Source organism: Streptomyces sp. NBC_00239, assembly GCF_036194065.1.
GTDB lineage: Bacteria > Actinomycetota > Actinomycetes > Streptomycetales > Streptomycetaceae > Streptomyces.
In genome coordinates, this window is record NZ_CP108096.1 from 80,458 (window position 1) to 95,100 (window position 14,643).

A 14,643-nucleotide genomic window follows, 5' to 3' on the forward strand; every position below is an offset into this window, starting at 1 on the left:
TGACGAGGGCTTGGCAATGCGACACAGCTGTTAAGCAGCAACTACGTCATCGTCTACGAAGACGCAGCGCGGCTCTTCGACAAAGTTGAGCGAGGTGTTACGCGCCGGGGCAGGACCAGGGTCGGGCCTGGCCACCACCTTGACCCGGGGGTCCTTGGTGATGGCCCTCGGGACGAGGTCGGGCTGGGCCGTCGCCCCGTTGGGGGCGAGGATCCACCTCCAGAGGATCTCCTCCTGAGCACGAAGGCTCTCGTACAGCTCCTCAAGGAACGGCAGGCGGGCGGGGTTCAGCGCGGTCGGGGTGATGACGGCGACCTGCGCGTGGGGGCGTCGGGACACGGGAGCCTTCCAGGAGGTAGGGCGAGCGGGTGCTATGCGGCGTGCGGCGGTGGGGTGGACCGGGTGGCTCCGGGGCGCTGTGCCCACGGGCCGATGACGTACTTGTCGGGCAGGTCGATCAGGCGGAGCCCCGGTGGCAGCGACGTCTGGAACGCCTCCAGTTCGGCGCCGGTGGGCGGGGCGGCGGGGGCTCGGGCCGCTGCGGCTTCGAGGAGCGCCGGGGCGTGGATGTCCTCGCCCGGTGGTCCGGTCCAGCGCAGGACGAGCATGCCGGTGCCGTAGTCGGGGTGCTGCTCGGGCAGGCCGGGGTGGACGGGCCGGTGCCACCGGTGGACCGGATCGAGGATGGCGATCGGGTAGATCGCTCCGATGCCGTAGCAGGCTGCCTGTACTGGGTGCCGAGTCAACTCACAGCTCCTTCAATCGTGCTGGTGGGGTTCGGGTGTGCGGTGCCGCGGGGCAGGGAGAGGGGAGCTCGGGGCCCTGCGGGCTGTCGGGACGCGCTGTGTCGGGTGGGGCGGGTGTGCGGCCGGGAGTGCGCAGGTTGAAGCGGGTGATCGCGAACCGGAAGATGACGTAATAGAGGGCGCCGTAGGCCAGGGCGAGTGGCAGCAGCAGCAACGGCCGTTGCGATATGGGGTAGTTGAGGACGTAGTCGATCGCTCCGGCGCTGAAGACGAAGCCCGTATGGATGTCGAGGAAGTTGACGATCGCGAGGCTGAGTCCGGTCAGGACTGCGTGCACGAGGTAGAGGGGGAAGGCTACGAAGGCGAAGGTCAGCTCGATCGGCTCGGTGACCCCGGCCAGGGAGCAGATCGCTGCTGCGGGCAGCAGCAGGGATCCGACGCGGCGGCGGTGCTCGGGCAGCGCGCTGCGCCACATCGCGAGAGCGGCGGCGGGTAGGCCGGCCATATAGACGGGGAAGAAGCCGCCCATGAACACGCCGGCGTCCGGGTCGTGTTGCTGGATGAAGCAGGGCACATCGCCCTTGATGCCGTTGCCGCAGTCGCCGGTCAGGTACCAGACAACGGCGTTGAGGGGCTGGTGGAGTCCGATGGGGCCAAGGAGACGATTGAGGAACCCGAAGATGCCTCCGCCGACGACCGCGTTGTCCGACACGGCGGCCGCGGAAGCGGTGAGCACCCGCTCGACGGAGGGGTAGGCGAGCCCGAGCAGGGAGCCAGCAGCGATGGCGGCGAGGGCGACGATCCCGTACGCGGCGAACGGGGGGATACGGCGCCGACCGGTGGTGACACGCTTCCAGATGGCCATGGCAAGTAGGGCGCCGACGATCCCGGCGAGCGCGCCGTAGGGCCAGCGGCCGGGCGGAGCGTCGAGATGGTCGGCAGGCAGCGGGTTGAGGACCAGGACCACCTTGGCCAGGATCAGGTAGGAGATGAGGCAGGCCAGGACCGGTCCGGCGGCGTCCTTGGCGCGGTTCAGGCCCAGGGCGATGCCGACGGCGAACAGCGCCGGGAGGTAGTCGAGGACGGCGGAGCCCGCTCCGGAGATGACCGCGGCCGTGGTGTGCAGAGCCGGGTAGCGGCCCAGGAGGTCGTCTTGTCCCAGGCGCAGGAGCAGGCCGGCGGCGGGCATCGCGGCGATCGGCAGCGCGATGCCCTGGCCCATGCGGCGCAGCCGTGCCGTGAGCGTGGTCGGGTCCGCCGCTGCCGCGCCGTCGTCGGCCGGGGCGGCGGTCTTTGACCGGGTGAACGGCAGGGTCACCACGTGTTCGGCCTCCGGTCGGCGTACGGCGGGCGGAGGCGCCGTGGTGCGGTGGCGGCCAGGGCGCGGGACATGTCGGGGCTCCTGTGACGACGGGTCGGGGGTTGGGTCAGCGCACGCAGGCGGTGGTGCGGACGGGTTCGGCGATGTACACGGTGAGGCTCTGCAGTACTTGGTCGAGGCGCGCCTGGCAGGCGTCGGCGGTGGGGGCGCAGACCACGGCGTGGGCGAGGCGGTCGTTGATGGTGCTGTGCGGGCCGGCGGTGACGATGTCGCCCGACTGTCGTGTCCAGACCAGGCGTTCGAGCCAGTCGGCGGTGAACGCGCGGGCGTGGGCGGTCTGGACGGGCCCGGTGACGGTTGGGTAGCGGAACTCGACGGCTGCGCTCTGTGCCATGGAGGCGTTCAGGTCCGGGGTGTCTCCGGCGGCCATGGCGGCCTGGGCCTGCGGGAGGGAGATGCCGGTTGCGAGGTGGACCAGGCGCGGGATGAGGTCTCCGCCGAGGCGGGCGTTGATCTCGATGATGCGCGGGCCTTGGCGGGTGAGGCGTACCTCGACGTGCAGGATCCCGGTGGTGATGCCCACGGCCTTGATGGCCGAGGTGACGACGTGGTGGAGGGCCGGGTCGTCGAGGAGCGGGTCGGTGGCGTCGACGAGGTGGCCGGTCTCCAGGAAGGCCGGCTCGGCGCCGAGCCGTTTGCGGGTGATCGCGGCGATGTGTACGTCACCGCGGCCGCGGACGGCGCACTCGACGCTGATCTCGGGCCCGTGCAGGTACTCCTCGACCAGGACGCCGGCGGCGGCGCTCGCCTCCAGGCCGATCAGGGTCGCGGCGGCCGCGCTGTCGTAGTGGGCGGCGACGTGCTCGCGGTAGTCGGCGCGGTGTACGCCGGCGCTGCCGCCGAGGCCGCGCGGCTTGATGACGACGGGGTAGCCGATGGCGTCGGCGGCCGCGGTTGCCTCTTCGGCACTGTTGACGAGGACGGAGCGGGCGGAGGGGACGCCGTGTTCGGCGAGGAGTTGGCGGGTGCGGGCCTTGTCCCGGCAAGCCTCGACGGCGTCCGGATCGGCGCCGGGCAGGCCGAGCTCCTTGGCCAGGTGCGCGACGAGCTCGACGTGGTGCTCGAGGTAGGTGGTGACGCCGGAGATCGGGTGACGCAGGGCGATCTCGGTGACCGCTCGGTGGACGGCTTGGTGGTCGTGCAGGTCGACGGTGACCGCGTCGCTGACGTAGGGCCGGGTCCAGGCGGGCGGCTGGTTGTCGAGGAGGACAAGGTGGTGGCGGGCGCCGAACTCCTGCAGGAGAAAGGAGCGGTAGGCGCGGTCGCCGGCGCCCAGGACGAGCAGGACGGGCTGGTTGTGGCGGGACATGGTGGCGGCTCCTGGTCAGTGAAGGGCGGGAACGGGGCGGGAACGGTGGATGAGCGCGGCCAGGGGCCAGGCCAGTGCGGCGCCGACGGCGCCGACGGTGAAGGTGGCGGCGGCGGCTAGTTCGTCGCCGCCGTGGGTGAGCGCCCATCCCGCGAGGGAGGGGGCGATGATGACCGCGCCGGCCAGCGTCGTTCCCCAGATCCCCGCGTACAGGCCGCGGGCGGTGGGCGGCGAGATGCGGTTGAGGAGGTCGGACGCGGCGACGAAGACGACGATCTCGCCCGGCACGGCGAGCGCGGCGGTGGCGGAGTAGCCGAGGGTGGTGGAGGCGAAGCCGGCGGCGCCCATGCTCGCGCCCAGGGCGAGGGAGCTCGCGGCGAAGAGGCCGGTCATCGGTTTGGGCTGATCGGCTTGGCGGCTGAGCCAGCGGTTCAGCAGCGGGGAGAGCAGCAGGACCGCGGCAGCGTTCGCGGTCTGGGTCCAGCCGTAGGCCGCGGCGTCGAGTCCGTCTTTGGCCATGAGCATCGGGAGGGAGGAGAACAGGCTCGCGCAGCAGGTCAGGGCGCACAGACTGGCCAGGAGCAGCAGCCACAGGCCCCGGTCGCCGAGCGCGGCGCGGTAGTTGGCGGACGGGCGGCCGTCGGGGTGACGGTGAGGGTCGGCGGGAGGCAGAAAGCGCCAGACCAGGAGCGCGAAGAGCGTGCAGGCGGCGGCGTTGACCCAGATCAGGGCCTGGATACCGAGGGGGCCTGCGAGCATGCCGCCGGCGGTTCCGGCGACGGCCGCACCGACGTTGACGGCGAAGTGCCGCCAGGCGTTCACGCCTGCGCGGACGCCGTCCTCGGGGAAGGCGTCGGCGATCGCGGCGGTGAACACGGGCCGCGAGGCGTCGTAGACGATGCCGGCGGTGAAGGTCGCTGCGAACAGCGCGGGTACGGCGTGAGCCTGGGCGAGCAGGGGCAGGGCGGCCGCGGCGAGCAGCATCGTGGTGATGAGGGTGGCGCGGTGGCCGATGCGGTCGGCGAGCCAGCCGCACAGGATGGAGCCCAGCAGCCAGCCGGCGCCGAACACGGCGAGGATGGTGCTGACGGTCCCGGTGGTCAGGTGCAAGTCGCTCAGGCGGTACGGCAGGAACGGGTACGTGAACCCGAAGCCCCGGACGAGGAAGGTGCCGGCCATCAGCGTCCAGATCGCCGCCGGCCATCGGCGTGTGGTTCCGTTCCCGGCCCGGTCCGGTCGGCCGACCGGCGTGGCAGTGGTGGACACACAGACTCCAGCTGGGTTGCGGCGCGGATGGGCGGCGCCGTGAAGCGAAGGAAGGGGGCGGGGGTGCCGCCGGCGCGGGTGGCGGCACCCCCTGGTTGGCCGGGACGGGTCTGCTCTCGGAGGACGGGGAGCAGAACCTGGCGCCACTTCGGGGGCTGAAGGGCGGTCCTCGGCCGGGCCCGGCCGGGCAAGGGGTAATGCCCGGCCGGGAGTTCAGGGCGCTGCGGCGTCAGCCGCGCGTCAGGACCCTGTGGCTGGTCAGTCGAGCTGCATGTAGACGCACTGCTCGAGGTACTTCTTGTGGACCCAGCCGGTGGTGCCCTTCGTGATCCCGGTCTTGGACTTGTGGTCGAGCTTGATCTTGATCCACGAGCCGCTGCTGGAGACCTTCGTGCCGGAGTCGCTCCAGCGGTAGAGCAGGCCGATCGACCGGTAGTTCGTGCTCGGCCCGCTCCGGAAGTTCACTGCCTTCCCGGTCACCGACCAGGTGGGGCAGGTGTTCTTCGCCGCGAGGGTGGCCGGGGCCTGCGCGGGGGTGCTCGCAAGGGCGGATGGGGCGGCCGCCAGGGTGACCGCGGCCCCCATGGTGAGGGTGGCGACCGCAACTCCGGCGCGGCCTATGAACTTGGTCTGCATGCGTCGTCTCCTGAGCCGTTGACTGCGTTTCTCAATGAGCCGTCCGAATTCGCGGGCAGGACGAGTTACGACGTCCCGCGTGTGAAGCGGAAAGCACACGCCAGAAATCTAGGAGAGGTGCCCTGTGGATAAGTTCCGGCGATTTCCGACCCCCTCGCGCACCATCACGGCGAGCACGGTTTGTACGGAAATTCCGCTGGATGATTCATCTCAACTGTGCGATTCCAGGCCCCAGATCGGATAGTCCACGAGGGATCAGCGGACTCCTTCCGGGCCTGTTCTGGGGGAGGTTTTCCGTGCCGCCTGGATCACTCTGCGGCTCGGATGGGAATTCAGGGTTGAGGCGGCACACGAGTGCGGTGGAATCAGCGCTGCCTCTGGAAAAGGCGGGGTGCCTCTCATCACATAGGCATGGAGCCCGTCGCTCGCCCGGTGCGCGGCCGCCATGGGAGATCGGTCGAAAGCCGAGCTCCTGAAGGGCAGTTGGTTCTCGCTATCGTGGGCGGATGCCAGCCCAGGACTACGTCGGGTTCTCGACGATGTTCGCTCTGGTGGGTATCGGGCATCTCTTCACCGCCGCGAACCGGTGGACGGGCGCACGACGGCAGGCCGCCCACGACCGAGCCCCGGAGAGCACCGCTCCCTTCGCCACCCGGCGCGCCAGGAGGACGTTCCACTTCCTGCTGGCCGCGGGCGTCTTCTATACCCTCGCGGGCATCTGGCTGGGTTGGAGCGCATCGAGCGGCTGACCGCCCTCGGAGTCCCGGGGTGCGGCCCGGTACGCGGCGATCAGTTCCGCCACGGGTTCGCTGGTGAAGCCGTCGGCTTCCTCAAGGGCCGCGAGTGGCAGCGGGTCGTGCGCGGCGTAGCCGAGGGCCGGCCGCCCGGTGAGGTGCCCGCACAGGGCGTCCAGGTGCTCCAGGAGGGCGGCTCGACGCTGTTGTTCGCCGGTCATGCCCTGCCACCAGTGCCACCGCTCCGCAGCATCATCTGGCCGGGCGGGCAGTGCACGGCGCAGTGCCTCAGCTCGGTCGGCGAGCGCCTTCCAGACGGGCAGGCGCAGCGCGGAGGTCAGGCTGTCCGATGCGGTCTCCACGGTGGCGGTCATGCCGTTTACGGTCGCACTCGGCACTGACAACGCGAGGTACCCGAGCAGCGGATGATCCGTTTGCGCTCTGAGGTGCGCCCGGTCGGGTCAGCCGACGCCGTTCGTCTGCACCTGCTGCTGGGCGAGCCGGACGGACCTGGACAGGCTCCGATCCCTGGTGGTCGGCGCAGCGGGGTTCCGGTCTCCGGGGGCTGTGCCGGCAAGGGAGGGGCGGGTGGCTCGGCGGTCTCGGCGGAGGCGGCCGGGGCAAGTTAGCGGGCGCGTGCGGTGGCGTAGTTCGTGTACCGGGGCGCGTGCGGCGAGCGCTGGAGCGTGGCATCGGCGATCTTCTCGAACTCGCCGCCGTACTGCGTGACGACGTCGCCGAGGATGTTGGCAAGGTTCTCGGCGACCTCGACGAAGGGGTCGCCCGTCACCCACTCGGTGAGGACGTCGTCGAGGACCTCCAGGGCGGCGGTGTGTACGCGGGCGGCGGCGACGTCGGGGCCGACGTCCCAGGCGAGGCTGCGGACGACCTGGGATTCCGAGGATCCCGGCCGGCCCGCGAGGAGAGCGCCGGGGTGTCCGGTGTGCTGCTCTGCGGCCTGGAAGCCGTGCATGAGGGCGACGGCGAGCGTGGTCATGGCCTGCTGGCCGGCCATCATCAGTGCTCCGCGGACGAGACGTACGTCCTGCGACGGTGGCGGTCCGATGTGCCGCACGGGGCCGCGAGTGGCGGTGAGTTCGCCGTGGGTGAGGCGTTCGGGAGGGAAGTCGTTGGCGGCCGCGTAGCGGTCCTCGGCGTCACCGGCCATGCGGCGCCAGGAGAATCCCTGGGCATCGACGAGCCGGGTGGGCAGCTGTGTGAGGGTGGGTTGGTCCATGGCGCCGAGTGTGGCACTGGGCCGGGCCAGTTCTCACGGCTTCCTTCCGGCTCGTCGGCGGTGGTCAGGGCGCGGGTGGTCCCTCGGCTTCTCGGCGCAGGGCCTCGCTCACCCGTGTGTGCAGGGTGTCCAGGAGCTCGCGTTCGGCCTGCTCGGCTCGGGCGAGGGTGTTCCACGCGGCCACGTCGTCGATGAGGGCCTCGATCGCGTCGCTGAGCCGGCCGCGCAGCAGGCCGGGGTCGAGTGCTTCGACCTCGACCGCGCTCGTGGGGTCGAGCCCTTCGGCGCGGCATTCCTGCTGGTAGCGCTTGAAGTTGACGTCCGCGGTGTTCACGTAGTGGGTGGTGAACTGGCCGGAGCGGACGTCGGCGGCGGTGACCGCGATCTGCTGGAAGTCGAGGTCGAGCTGGCCGTTGCCGTAGCGCTCCATCCGTTCGAGGACCGACCGGGGCACCGAGCGGCCACTTGGGTCCCAGTCACCGACGAAGCAGGTGGTCAGCGGCTTGGGCTGGCGGAGGTAGTCGTCGACGGCTTCCCGTACGTACGTCTTGGAGGACTGTCCGCGGCAGGAGTAGAGGCCCACGCCCCAGGCTGTGGTGATCGGCAGCAGGACGCCGGCCGCAGAGTCGCTCTCGCACCAGACTTCGACGCGTCGGAACTGTGAGGCCCAGAGGTTGCGCCGGAAGGACTGGGCGGTGTGGGCGAGGGCGTCCTCCACGCTGTCGTACTGGTCGTCCAGGCGGACTGTCCGGGTTCCATCCGTGATCCAGTCCCAGGGCATCAGCGCGTGCTCGCGCATGTAGCCGAGTTCGCGGACGACCACGGAGTAGTTCCGGCGAGAGCGGCCGGTGTCCTTGTCCCACAGGTGGCCGATGCCGAGGTAGTAGATGTGCCGAGCGCTGCACGGTTGGGCGCCCTCCGCGATGGCGTACAGGGCGGCGCGGAGTTCCTCGATCTGGGCCTTCGTGCGGCGCGGACGCTTTATGGGGCTAGCGCTGTAACCCATGGGTTCAGTCAACGCCTGTCCGGCGCCCGCTGTCATCCCCCGCCGTCCGGTGCCCCGCCCCGAACCGGGGTGGGCGCCGGACGGCGGGCCGGGGCGGGACCGTCACGGTTCATTTCCTCCCGCCCCGGAGTCCGGTCCGTCGCGCCGGGAGGGCTACACGCGGCGCATTACGGCGGTGACCCTGCCGAGGATGGTGGCTTCATCGGCGCAGATCGGCTGGTAGTCCTTATTCTCGGGCATCAGCCAGACACCGGTGGTGTTTCGCTTGAACCGCTTCACGGTGGCCTCCCCGTCGATCATCGCGGCGACGATGTCCCCGTTCTCGGCGGCCGGCTGCGAACGGACGACAACCTGGTCTCCGTCGGTGATCGCGGCGTCGATCATGGAGTTGCCGGCGACGGTGAGGATGAAGAGGTCTCCACCGCGGACGATCTGCCGGGGCAAGGCGTACCAGTCGTCAATCTGCTGTTCAGCGGTGATCGGCGTACCCGCGGCGATGCGGCCGACCAGCGGGGCGTGCACGACGTCCGGATGCGGCACCGCGGCAGAGTCGTCGGCGGGTGAAGTCGCTGCCCCGGCGGCGATGACGTAGGCGCGGGGGCGTTGCGGGTCCTTCCGGACGACGCCCTTCTTCTCCAGTGCACCCAGCTGATGCGCGACCGACGAGGTGCTGTTCAGACCGACCGCCTGGCCGATCTCGCGCATCGACGGCGGGTAGCCCCTGGTCTCGACCGACTCCGCAATGCAGTCGCGGATGCGCCGCTGACGGTCGGTCAGTCCGTCACTGCCGGCCCGGATGCCCGGCGGACGCCCGCTGCGGCTCGATGTGGTGACAGCCTCCATGGCGCCCCTCCCCTAAAGATCTACACATGTCGACCGTATCTGCCCCCACCGACATATGCGCACTGGTATTCGAAGTCGCGCCCGCCACTGTGCAAAGTGCGATGCCGTCCGGTGTCCAGCCCTCTGCCGTAACCGTCGTCGGTCGCGCGCCTGGTCAGCCCGGGAGGTCTGCCTGCTGCTGGTCGGGGGCATCCGGTGCGGCGCCGGCATCGTCCTCGGCTGCGGGGGCATCGCCGTACGGTCCGAAAGGGCCGCTCTGTCCAGGCGCGCTCGCCCCGAGCATCGGGGCACCGCCTTTGCGTCGGTGGAAGTCGTGAATCACCGGGACACGGTACGACGGCCCACCGACATCGTGTCCGCCACCCTTCAGCACTTTGCAAAGTGCGACCACCCCTGTCCTGCCTGGTCAGAAGACGGAGTCGATGGTGAACGGCCGCGTGGCCGGCTTCTTGCCGTGCGCAGCGGTGTAGATGAACGGCAGGAAGGCGCGGCCCCCTCCGACCAGGTGCAGCCCTACTCCGGGGTGACGTGCCGACGAGGTGGTGGAGTAGCCGTACACGCTGGTGATCTGCGGGGCGTGCGCGGCCATGAGGACCGCGGCGAGGTAGTGCTCGGCGCGGGCCGCCGTGATCTTCCCCGCGCTGTCGAAGAGCGCGGGCAGCGGCGGCGCGGGAGCGGGTTCGTCCTGGGGGTCGGCGCCGGTGGCCCCCGCAGTGGTGATCCCGGCCCACAGCCGGGCACCGCTGCTGAAGGTGATCACGAGTCCGCTGGGGCGGCCGGGGTCGGTCCACCGGTCCACGGCGGTGATGTCGGGGCCCTTGGCCAGGATCTCCGTGCACAGCTCCTGTACCTCGTCGGGGCCCACTGCCGCCGCCTCTCCGGTTGTCGTATGCGTGTGATCAGCCTAGGCAGGGGGTCTGACATCGCGCCTTCGCGCGGCCGCGGGGCGGGCGAGGGCCGCGGGGCGTACGGCCGCTGCGCCGAATCGGTGGCGTGCCTGGTCAGCGGCGGCTTCGAGCAGGCGGGCCTTGTGGTCGGCGGGGTCGAAGGTGAGCTGGTGGTGTGCTCCGTCGGCGGGGGTGAGAGCTTCGGCGCGGAGCGCGAAGCCGCGCACCCGGGCCCGCTGGAGGGCGAGTGTCTCGTAGAGGTCGTAGGCGGTGCGGGCGAGCTGCACGGTGTGGGAGGTGGCCTCGGGCAGGGTGCGGGTGCGGTGGGTGCTGGTGTGGTCGGCGTAGCGGACGGTCAGCGCGAGGCGGCGGGCGACCTGTGCTTCGCCGCGCATGCGGAAGCCGAGCTGTTCAGCGAGGTGCAGGACGGCCTGGCGGTGGCGGTCGGGGTCGAGTTCGTCGCTCGGGAAATCGACGCCGGCCGAGCAGGACTGCTCGGGCTGTTGGCGCAGGACGGGGCGCGGGTCGATGCCGTGGGCGCGTTCGTGCAGGAGGCGGCCGGTGGCGGTGCCGAGGATCTTCTGGACGGTCAGGAGCGGGGTTTCGGCGAGTTGGCCGATGGTGGTGATGCCGTAGCGGATGAGGGTCTGGGCGGTGGCGGGGCCTGCGCCGTAGAGGGCGGCGACGGGGCGGGGCCGCAGGAAGGCACTGGTGGCGGTGTCACTGGGGTCGATGCAGGTAAGGGCGCCGGGGGCGGTGGCGTCGGCGGCCATGGCGGCAATCATGCGGGAGCGGCCGCCGCCGATCGTGAGGTTGAGGCCGAGCAGGGCGAGGGCTCGCAGTCGTACGAGCTGGGCGAGTTCGTGGGGGGTGCGGCCGAAGAACCGCAGGGCGCTGCCGATCTCGATGTCGGCGGCGTCGGGCTGCAGGGCCTGGACGGTGGGCGTGATGGTTTCCAGCAGGTCGAGGAGCTGGGGGTAGAGCTCCGCGCCGGCACGGTCGGGCAGGTGCGCGTGGACGCGCAGGACGTAAGGCTGGCTCAAGGTCCTCACCCGGCCGATCCGGGGCTGGCGTACGCCTTGAGGTTCGCGGTGCGGTCGCCCGCGGGCACCAGGTCGGCCCATGCCTGGAGCTGCGCACCGTTGGGCAGGTGGAGGACTCGCGCGGGCGGGGAGCCGGCGGCGGGTGCGGCCGGTGCGCCGAGGAGTTGGTGGACGGCGTCGGGCCCGTGGTCGCGGCGGGCGGCCGCGAGGGCTTCGAGGTCCCACGCCCTGTCTCCGACAACGGTCGCGCGGGTGCCGCGCCGCTGGACCTTGCCGCGCACCAGAACCATGGAGCTGTGGAACACGGTGTGAGCGACCGTGTCGTGGGCGGATTCGAAGAACGCGACATCGACCAGGCCGCTGCCGTCGTCGAGGGACGCGAAGATCACTCGCTTTCCGCTGGCGATCGGGGGAGTTTGGGTAGCGCCTCGCACCCCGGCTACGAGAACGGGCTGGCCGGGGCGCAGGGTGGGCAGGCGGCGGGCGCTGGTGACGGCGAGCTCGCGAAGGAGCTGGTGGTGGTGCTCCATGAGGTGGGTGGAGACGTCGATACCCAGGACGCTGAGCTCAGCGGCGAGGCGCTCGCGGGAGGTCATCTCGGGCAGGCCGGACGGCGGGGCGGTCAGGGAGGTGCCGTCGTCGAGAGGGAGCTGGCCGTCGTCGAGGTGCCGGTTGCGGGTCTGGCGGTGCAACTCGGCGATCTGCAGCAGCAGGTCGCGACGGCTGGCGGTGCCGCGCAGGCTGTCCAGGGCGCCGATGTTGACCAGGTTCTCGGCGACCGGGCGGGCGGGGCGGGCGCGCTGCCACAGGTCCTGGACGCTCGCGTACGGCTGGCCGTCGACGATGCGCCGGGTCTGTTCGTCGGTGATGCCGCGGACCTCGGCGAGGGAGAGGCGTACCGCGAAGCTGCCGTCGTCGGCGGGTTCGACGCGGTGTGTGGAGGCCGAGCGGTTGACGTCGACGCCGTGCACCTGGATGCCGTGGCGGCGGGCGTCAGCGACGATGATCCGTTTGGGCCACATGCCCGGGTCGTGCTGGAGGACGCCGGCGTAGAGCGCGGCCGGGAAGTGCGCCTTCAAATAGGCGGATTGCAGGGCAGGCACGGCCAGCGCGACAGCATGCGCGCGGGCGAATCCATAGGCGCCGAACGCCTTGAGCTTTTCCCAGATCTCCGTCACCACAGGCTCGTCGTAGCCGTGGGCCAGGGCCCGGCCGCGGAACCACTCCCCCACCTTCGGCAGCCGGTCGGCGTCGCCGAGGGCCCGGCGGGCGAGCTCGGCGAGCGCGTCGTCGACACCGCACATGACCGCGACGATCCGGATGATCTGCTCGTGCCAGATCAGCACGCCGTAGGTGTCGGCGAGGATCGGCTCCAGGTCGGGGTGCGGGTAGGCCGGCGGCTCTCCATGCCGGGCGGCGATGTACTCGGCGGGCATGCCGCCGGCGACCGGACCCGGACGGAAAAGACTGATATCAGCAATGACGTCCTGTACATCGCGCGGTTGCAAACGGGACAGAAGATCCATTTGCCCAGGACTGGCGAGGGTGCTGACGGCGACCGTCCGCGCGTCCTGGATGAGTTTGAAGGCGAAGTAGTCGTCGAGCGGAACCTGGTCGAGGTCGAGGTCCTGGCCGGTGGCGCGCTTGATCTCGGCGACGGCATGAGCCATCGCGGACTGCGTCCGGCTCCCGAGGACGTCGAGTTTGATCAAGCCGAGATCCTCGATATCGGCCTTGTCGGCCATCAGCATCTCGTAGTTGCCGCCCGGGGTGGGCTGTACGGGCAGACGGGTGCGCAGCGTCGCGTCGGAGATCACAACGCCGCAGGGGTGCATGGCGATCCCGCGCGGCAGTGCGTCGAGTCCTTCGGCGAGTTCGAACAGCGGCCCGTAGCGGTGCGCCTGGGCGGCGAGGCTCTTGAGCTCGGGCAGTTCGGCAAGGGCGGCACGGATGTCGCGGGCGCGGATGTGGGGGAAGGACTTGGCGATGCGGCCGACCTCGCCGGGGGCGATGCCGAGGGCGAGTCCGGTATCGCGCAGGGCGTGCCGGGCCCGGTAGGTCTCGGGCATGGCGGTGACGCCGACGCGGTCGGTGCCATACCGGGCGAAGATCGCGTCATAGACCTCGAGCCGCCGGTCTGCTTCGACGTCGAGGTCGATGTCGGGCAGGTCGGTGCGGCGCATCGAGAGATAGCGGGCGAAGACGAGGTTGTGGTCGAGCGGGTTGGCCGCGGCGATGCCCAGCAGGTGGTTGGTCATCGAGCCGGCGCCCGAGCCGCGGGCCGCGACCCGGATGCCCAGCTGGCGTACGTCGTCGACGACTTGGGCCACGGTGAGGTGGTACGTGTCGTACTGGAGACGGCCGATGATGTCGAGCTCGTGGTCCAGTCTGGCGCGCACTTCCGGGGAGCGGTCGAGGCCGCGGCGGATCATGCCGGCCTCGCAGCGTTGGCGCAGCAGCCGGGCGGCGTCCGCCGCGTCGGCGGCGCCGACGGCTTCGGGTTCGGGCAGATGCGGGCGGCCCAGGCCGAGGTCGGCGCGCGGGTCGAGGGCGCACCGCTGCGCGGTGGCCGCGGTGTCGGCGAGCAGCTGGCGGGCGCGGCGGGGGTCCGCTCCGGCGGCGAGCGTGATGCGGTCGGCGGCCTCGGTCATCTGCCGGGTGTTCTTGAGCCAGCGCTGGCCGGAGTCGAGGCGGCGGCGGTCGATGGGGCGCAGCAGGCGCGCGCTGTCGAGGACGTCGGCGAGCCGGTGCTGGGCGGGATGTGCGTATCGGACGGCGTTGGTGAGGACGGCCGGGATACCGAGGTTGTCGGCGAGGCCCAGGGTGCGGGCGGCCAGCCTGAGCGAGCCCGGCCCGGTCCCCTGCAGTCCGTGCCAGACGGCGGCCAGCCGCAGGTCGGGACCGAAGAGCTCGCGCCACGGGCGCAGCAGCTGCTCGGCGAGGTCGGGGCGGCCGGCGGACAGGGCGTGGGCCGGTTCGGAGGCGGGGCCGAGCAGGGCGGTCAGGCCGTCGCCGGCGTGTTCGCGCAGCAGGTCCCAGGTTGCCACCGGGTAGCTGTCGGTCGGTGCGGCGTGCGCGGCGGACAGCAGTCGGCACAGCCGCGTCCAGCCGGCGCGGCTGTGCGCGAGGAACTGGACGCGCAGGAGCGGCTCGCGGACGTGGGCGCCGCCGCGGACTGGAGTGCGGTGGCGCTCGGCGCGGGCCTCGGTCAGCGGGGCGACGGCCAGGTCGACGCCGAGGACGGGCCGGACGGCGTTCTTCTCGCAGGCCTTGGCGAAGCGGACGAACCCGGTGACGGTGTCACGGTCGGTCAGCGCGAGGACCTGCATGCCGCGCTCGGCGGCGGCCTGGACGAGGGCGGCCGGGGACGAGGCGCCGTAGCGGGGTGAATAACCGGAGGCGACGTGCAGATGGGCGAAGCCCTCCATGGCGTCCTCCGATCGTGCCTTGTCCCACTGGTGTGCTCGCACCCCTCCCGGTTATCGAACATTCGTACGATGACTGTAACGCGAGAGTCCGCGTGGCGGAAAAGGGGAAGCCGAGTCTTCACCCGTA

14 protein-coding genes are annotated in these 14,643 nt (G+C 71.2%); 1 reads left to right on the plus strand and 13 read right to left on the minus strand.

What is annotated here, in order from left to right; all coding sequences use genetic code 11:
• Positions 1-30: 30 nt before the first annotated feature.
• The 6 genes from OG764_RS38165 to OG764_RS38190 all read right to left on the minus strand — a co-directional run bounded on the left by OG764_RS38165 (position 31) and on the right by OG764_RS38190 (position 5,338).
• Positions 31-339 carry a glycosyltransferase gene (locus OG764_RS38165; protein ID WP_328973395.1) on the minus strand — a complete coding sequence of 103 codons (309 nt, stop codon included), beginning with the start codon at positions 337-339 and terminating at the stop codon, positions 31-33.
• A 32-nt stretch (positions 340-371) separates the two neighbouring features.
• Entirely contained in the window at positions 372-746 is a 375-nt protein-coding gene (locus tag OG764_RS38170; RefSeq protein WP_328973396.1) for a hypothetical protein, read from the minus strand.
• 1 nt (position 747) lies between these two features.
• Positions 748-2,067 carry a PTS transporter subunit EIIC gene (locus OG764_RS38175; protein WP_328973397.1) on the minus strand — a complete coding sequence of 440 codons (1,320 nt, stop codon included), beginning with the start codon at positions 2,065-2,067 and terminating at the stop codon, positions 748-750.
• Between the two features lie 106 nt (positions 2,068-2,173).
• Positions 2,174-3,436 (minus strand): ATP-grasp domain-containing protein, encoded by a 1,263-nt coding sequence (locus OG764_RS38180; RefSeq protein ID WP_328973398.1) that lies wholly within the window; start codon positions 3,434-3,436, stop codon positions 2,174-2,176.
• A 15-nt stretch (positions 3,437-3,451) separates the two neighbouring features.
• On the minus strand, positions 3,452-4,702 hold the full coding sequence (locus OG764_RS38185; protein WP_328973399.1) for an MFS transporter: 1,251 nt from the start codon (positions 4,700-4,702) through the stop codon (positions 3,452-3,454).
• A 258-nt stretch (positions 4,703-4,960) separates the two neighbouring features.
• A complete protein-coding gene (locus OG764_RS38190) occupies positions 4,961-5,338 on the minus strand; it encodes an SH3 domain-containing protein (protein ID WP_328973400.1) in 378 nt (125 codons plus the stop codon).
• 506 nt (positions 5,339-5,844) lie between these two features.
• On the opposite strand from OG764_RS38190, the gene OG764_RS38195 reads away from it, so the two are divergent.
• On the plus strand, positions 5,845-6,087 hold the full coding sequence (locus tag OG764_RS38195; protein WP_328973401.1) for a hypothetical protein: 243 nt from the start codon (positions 5,845-5,847) through the stop codon (positions 6,085-6,087).
• Here OG764_RS38195 and OG764_RS38200 read toward each other — a convergent pair.
• The 7 genes from OG764_RS38200 to OG764_RS38230 form a co-directional block, all read right to left on the minus strand.
• Positions 6,039-6,446, minus strand: a complete 408-nt coding sequence (locus OG764_RS38200; RefSeq protein ID WP_328973402.1) for a hypothetical protein — start codon at positions 6,444-6,446, stop codon at positions 6,039-6,041. The two genes, OG764_RS38195 and OG764_RS38200, sit on opposite strands and share 49 nt — an antisense overlap.
• A gap of 251 nt (positions 6,447-6,697) precedes the next feature.
• The gene (locus OG764_RS38205) at positions 6,698-7,309 is read right to left on the minus strand and encodes a hypothetical protein (protein WP_328973403.1); all 612 of its coding nucleotides are present in this window, start codon (positions 7,307-7,309) and stop codon (positions 6,698-6,700) included.
• A 64-nt stretch (positions 7,310-7,373) separates the two neighbouring features.
• A complete protein-coding gene (locus tag OG764_RS38210) occupies positions 7,374-8,315 on the minus strand; it encodes a hypothetical protein (RefSeq protein ID WP_328973404.1) in 942 nt (313 codons plus the stop codon).
• A gap of 153 nt (positions 8,316-8,468) precedes the next feature.
• Positions 8,469-9,158: a transcriptional repressor LexA gene (gene lexA / locus OG764_RS38215; protein ID WP_328973405.1), complete on the minus strand. Its 690-nt coding sequence runs from the start codon at positions 9,156-9,158 to the stop codon at positions 8,469-8,471.
• 406 nt (positions 9,159-9,564) lie between these two features.
• On the minus strand, positions 9,565-10,023 hold the full coding sequence (locus OG764_RS38220; RefSeq protein WP_328973406.1) for a hypothetical protein: 459 nt from the start codon (positions 10,021-10,023) through the stop codon (positions 9,565-9,567).
• 39 nt (positions 10,024-10,062) lie between these two features.
• Positions 10,063-11,097, minus strand: a complete 1,035-nt coding sequence (locus OG764_RS38225; RefSeq protein ID WP_443056280.1) for a DNA polymerase Y family protein — start codon at positions 11,095-11,097, stop codon at positions 10,063-10,065.
• Positions 11,094-14,516 (minus strand): DNA polymerase III subunit alpha, encoded by a 3,423-nt coding sequence (locus tag OG764_RS38230; RefSeq protein ID WP_328973636.1) that lies wholly within the window; start codon positions 14,514-14,516, stop codon positions 11,094-11,096. The genes OG764_RS38225 and OG764_RS38230 overlap by 4 nt, the downstream gene beginning before the upstream one ends.
• Positions 14,517-14,643 lie beyond the last annotated feature (127 nt).

Bases quoted from the DNA above. Each gene is read 5' to 3' on its own strand.
- OG764_RS38230 (WP_328973636.1), bottom strand. From the start codon at position 14,516: ATGGAGGGCTTCGCCCATCTGCACGTCGCCTCCGGTTATTCACCCCGC.
- OG764_RS38190 (WP_328973400.1), bottom strand. From the start codon at position 5,338: ATGCAGACCAAGTTCATAGGCCGCGCCGGAGTTGCGGTCGCCACCCTC.
- OG764_RS38200 (WP_328973402.1), bottom strand. From the start codon at position 6,446: ATGACCGCCACCGTGGAGACCGCATCGGACAGCCTGACCTCCGCGCTG.
- OG764_RS38210 (WP_328973404.1), bottom strand. From the start codon at position 8,315: ATGGGTTACAGCGCTAGCCCCATAAAGCGTCCGCGCCGCACGAAGGCC.
- OG764_RS38205 (WP_328973403.1), bottom strand. From the start codon at position 7,309: ATGGACCAACCCACCCTCACACAGCTGCCCACCCGGCTCGTCGATGCC.
- OG764_RS38180 (WP_328973398.1), bottom strand. From the start codon at position 3,436: ATGTCCCGCCACAACCAGCCCGTCCTGCTCGTCCTGGGCGCCGGCGAC.
- OG764_RS38195 (WP_328973401.1), top strand. From the start codon at position 5,845: ATGCCAGCCCAGGACTACGTCGGGTTCTCGACGATGTTCGCTCTGGTG.
- lexA (WP_328973405.1), bottom strand. From the start codon at position 9,158: ATGGAGGCTGTCACCACATCGAGCCGCAGCGGGCGTCCGCCGGGCATC.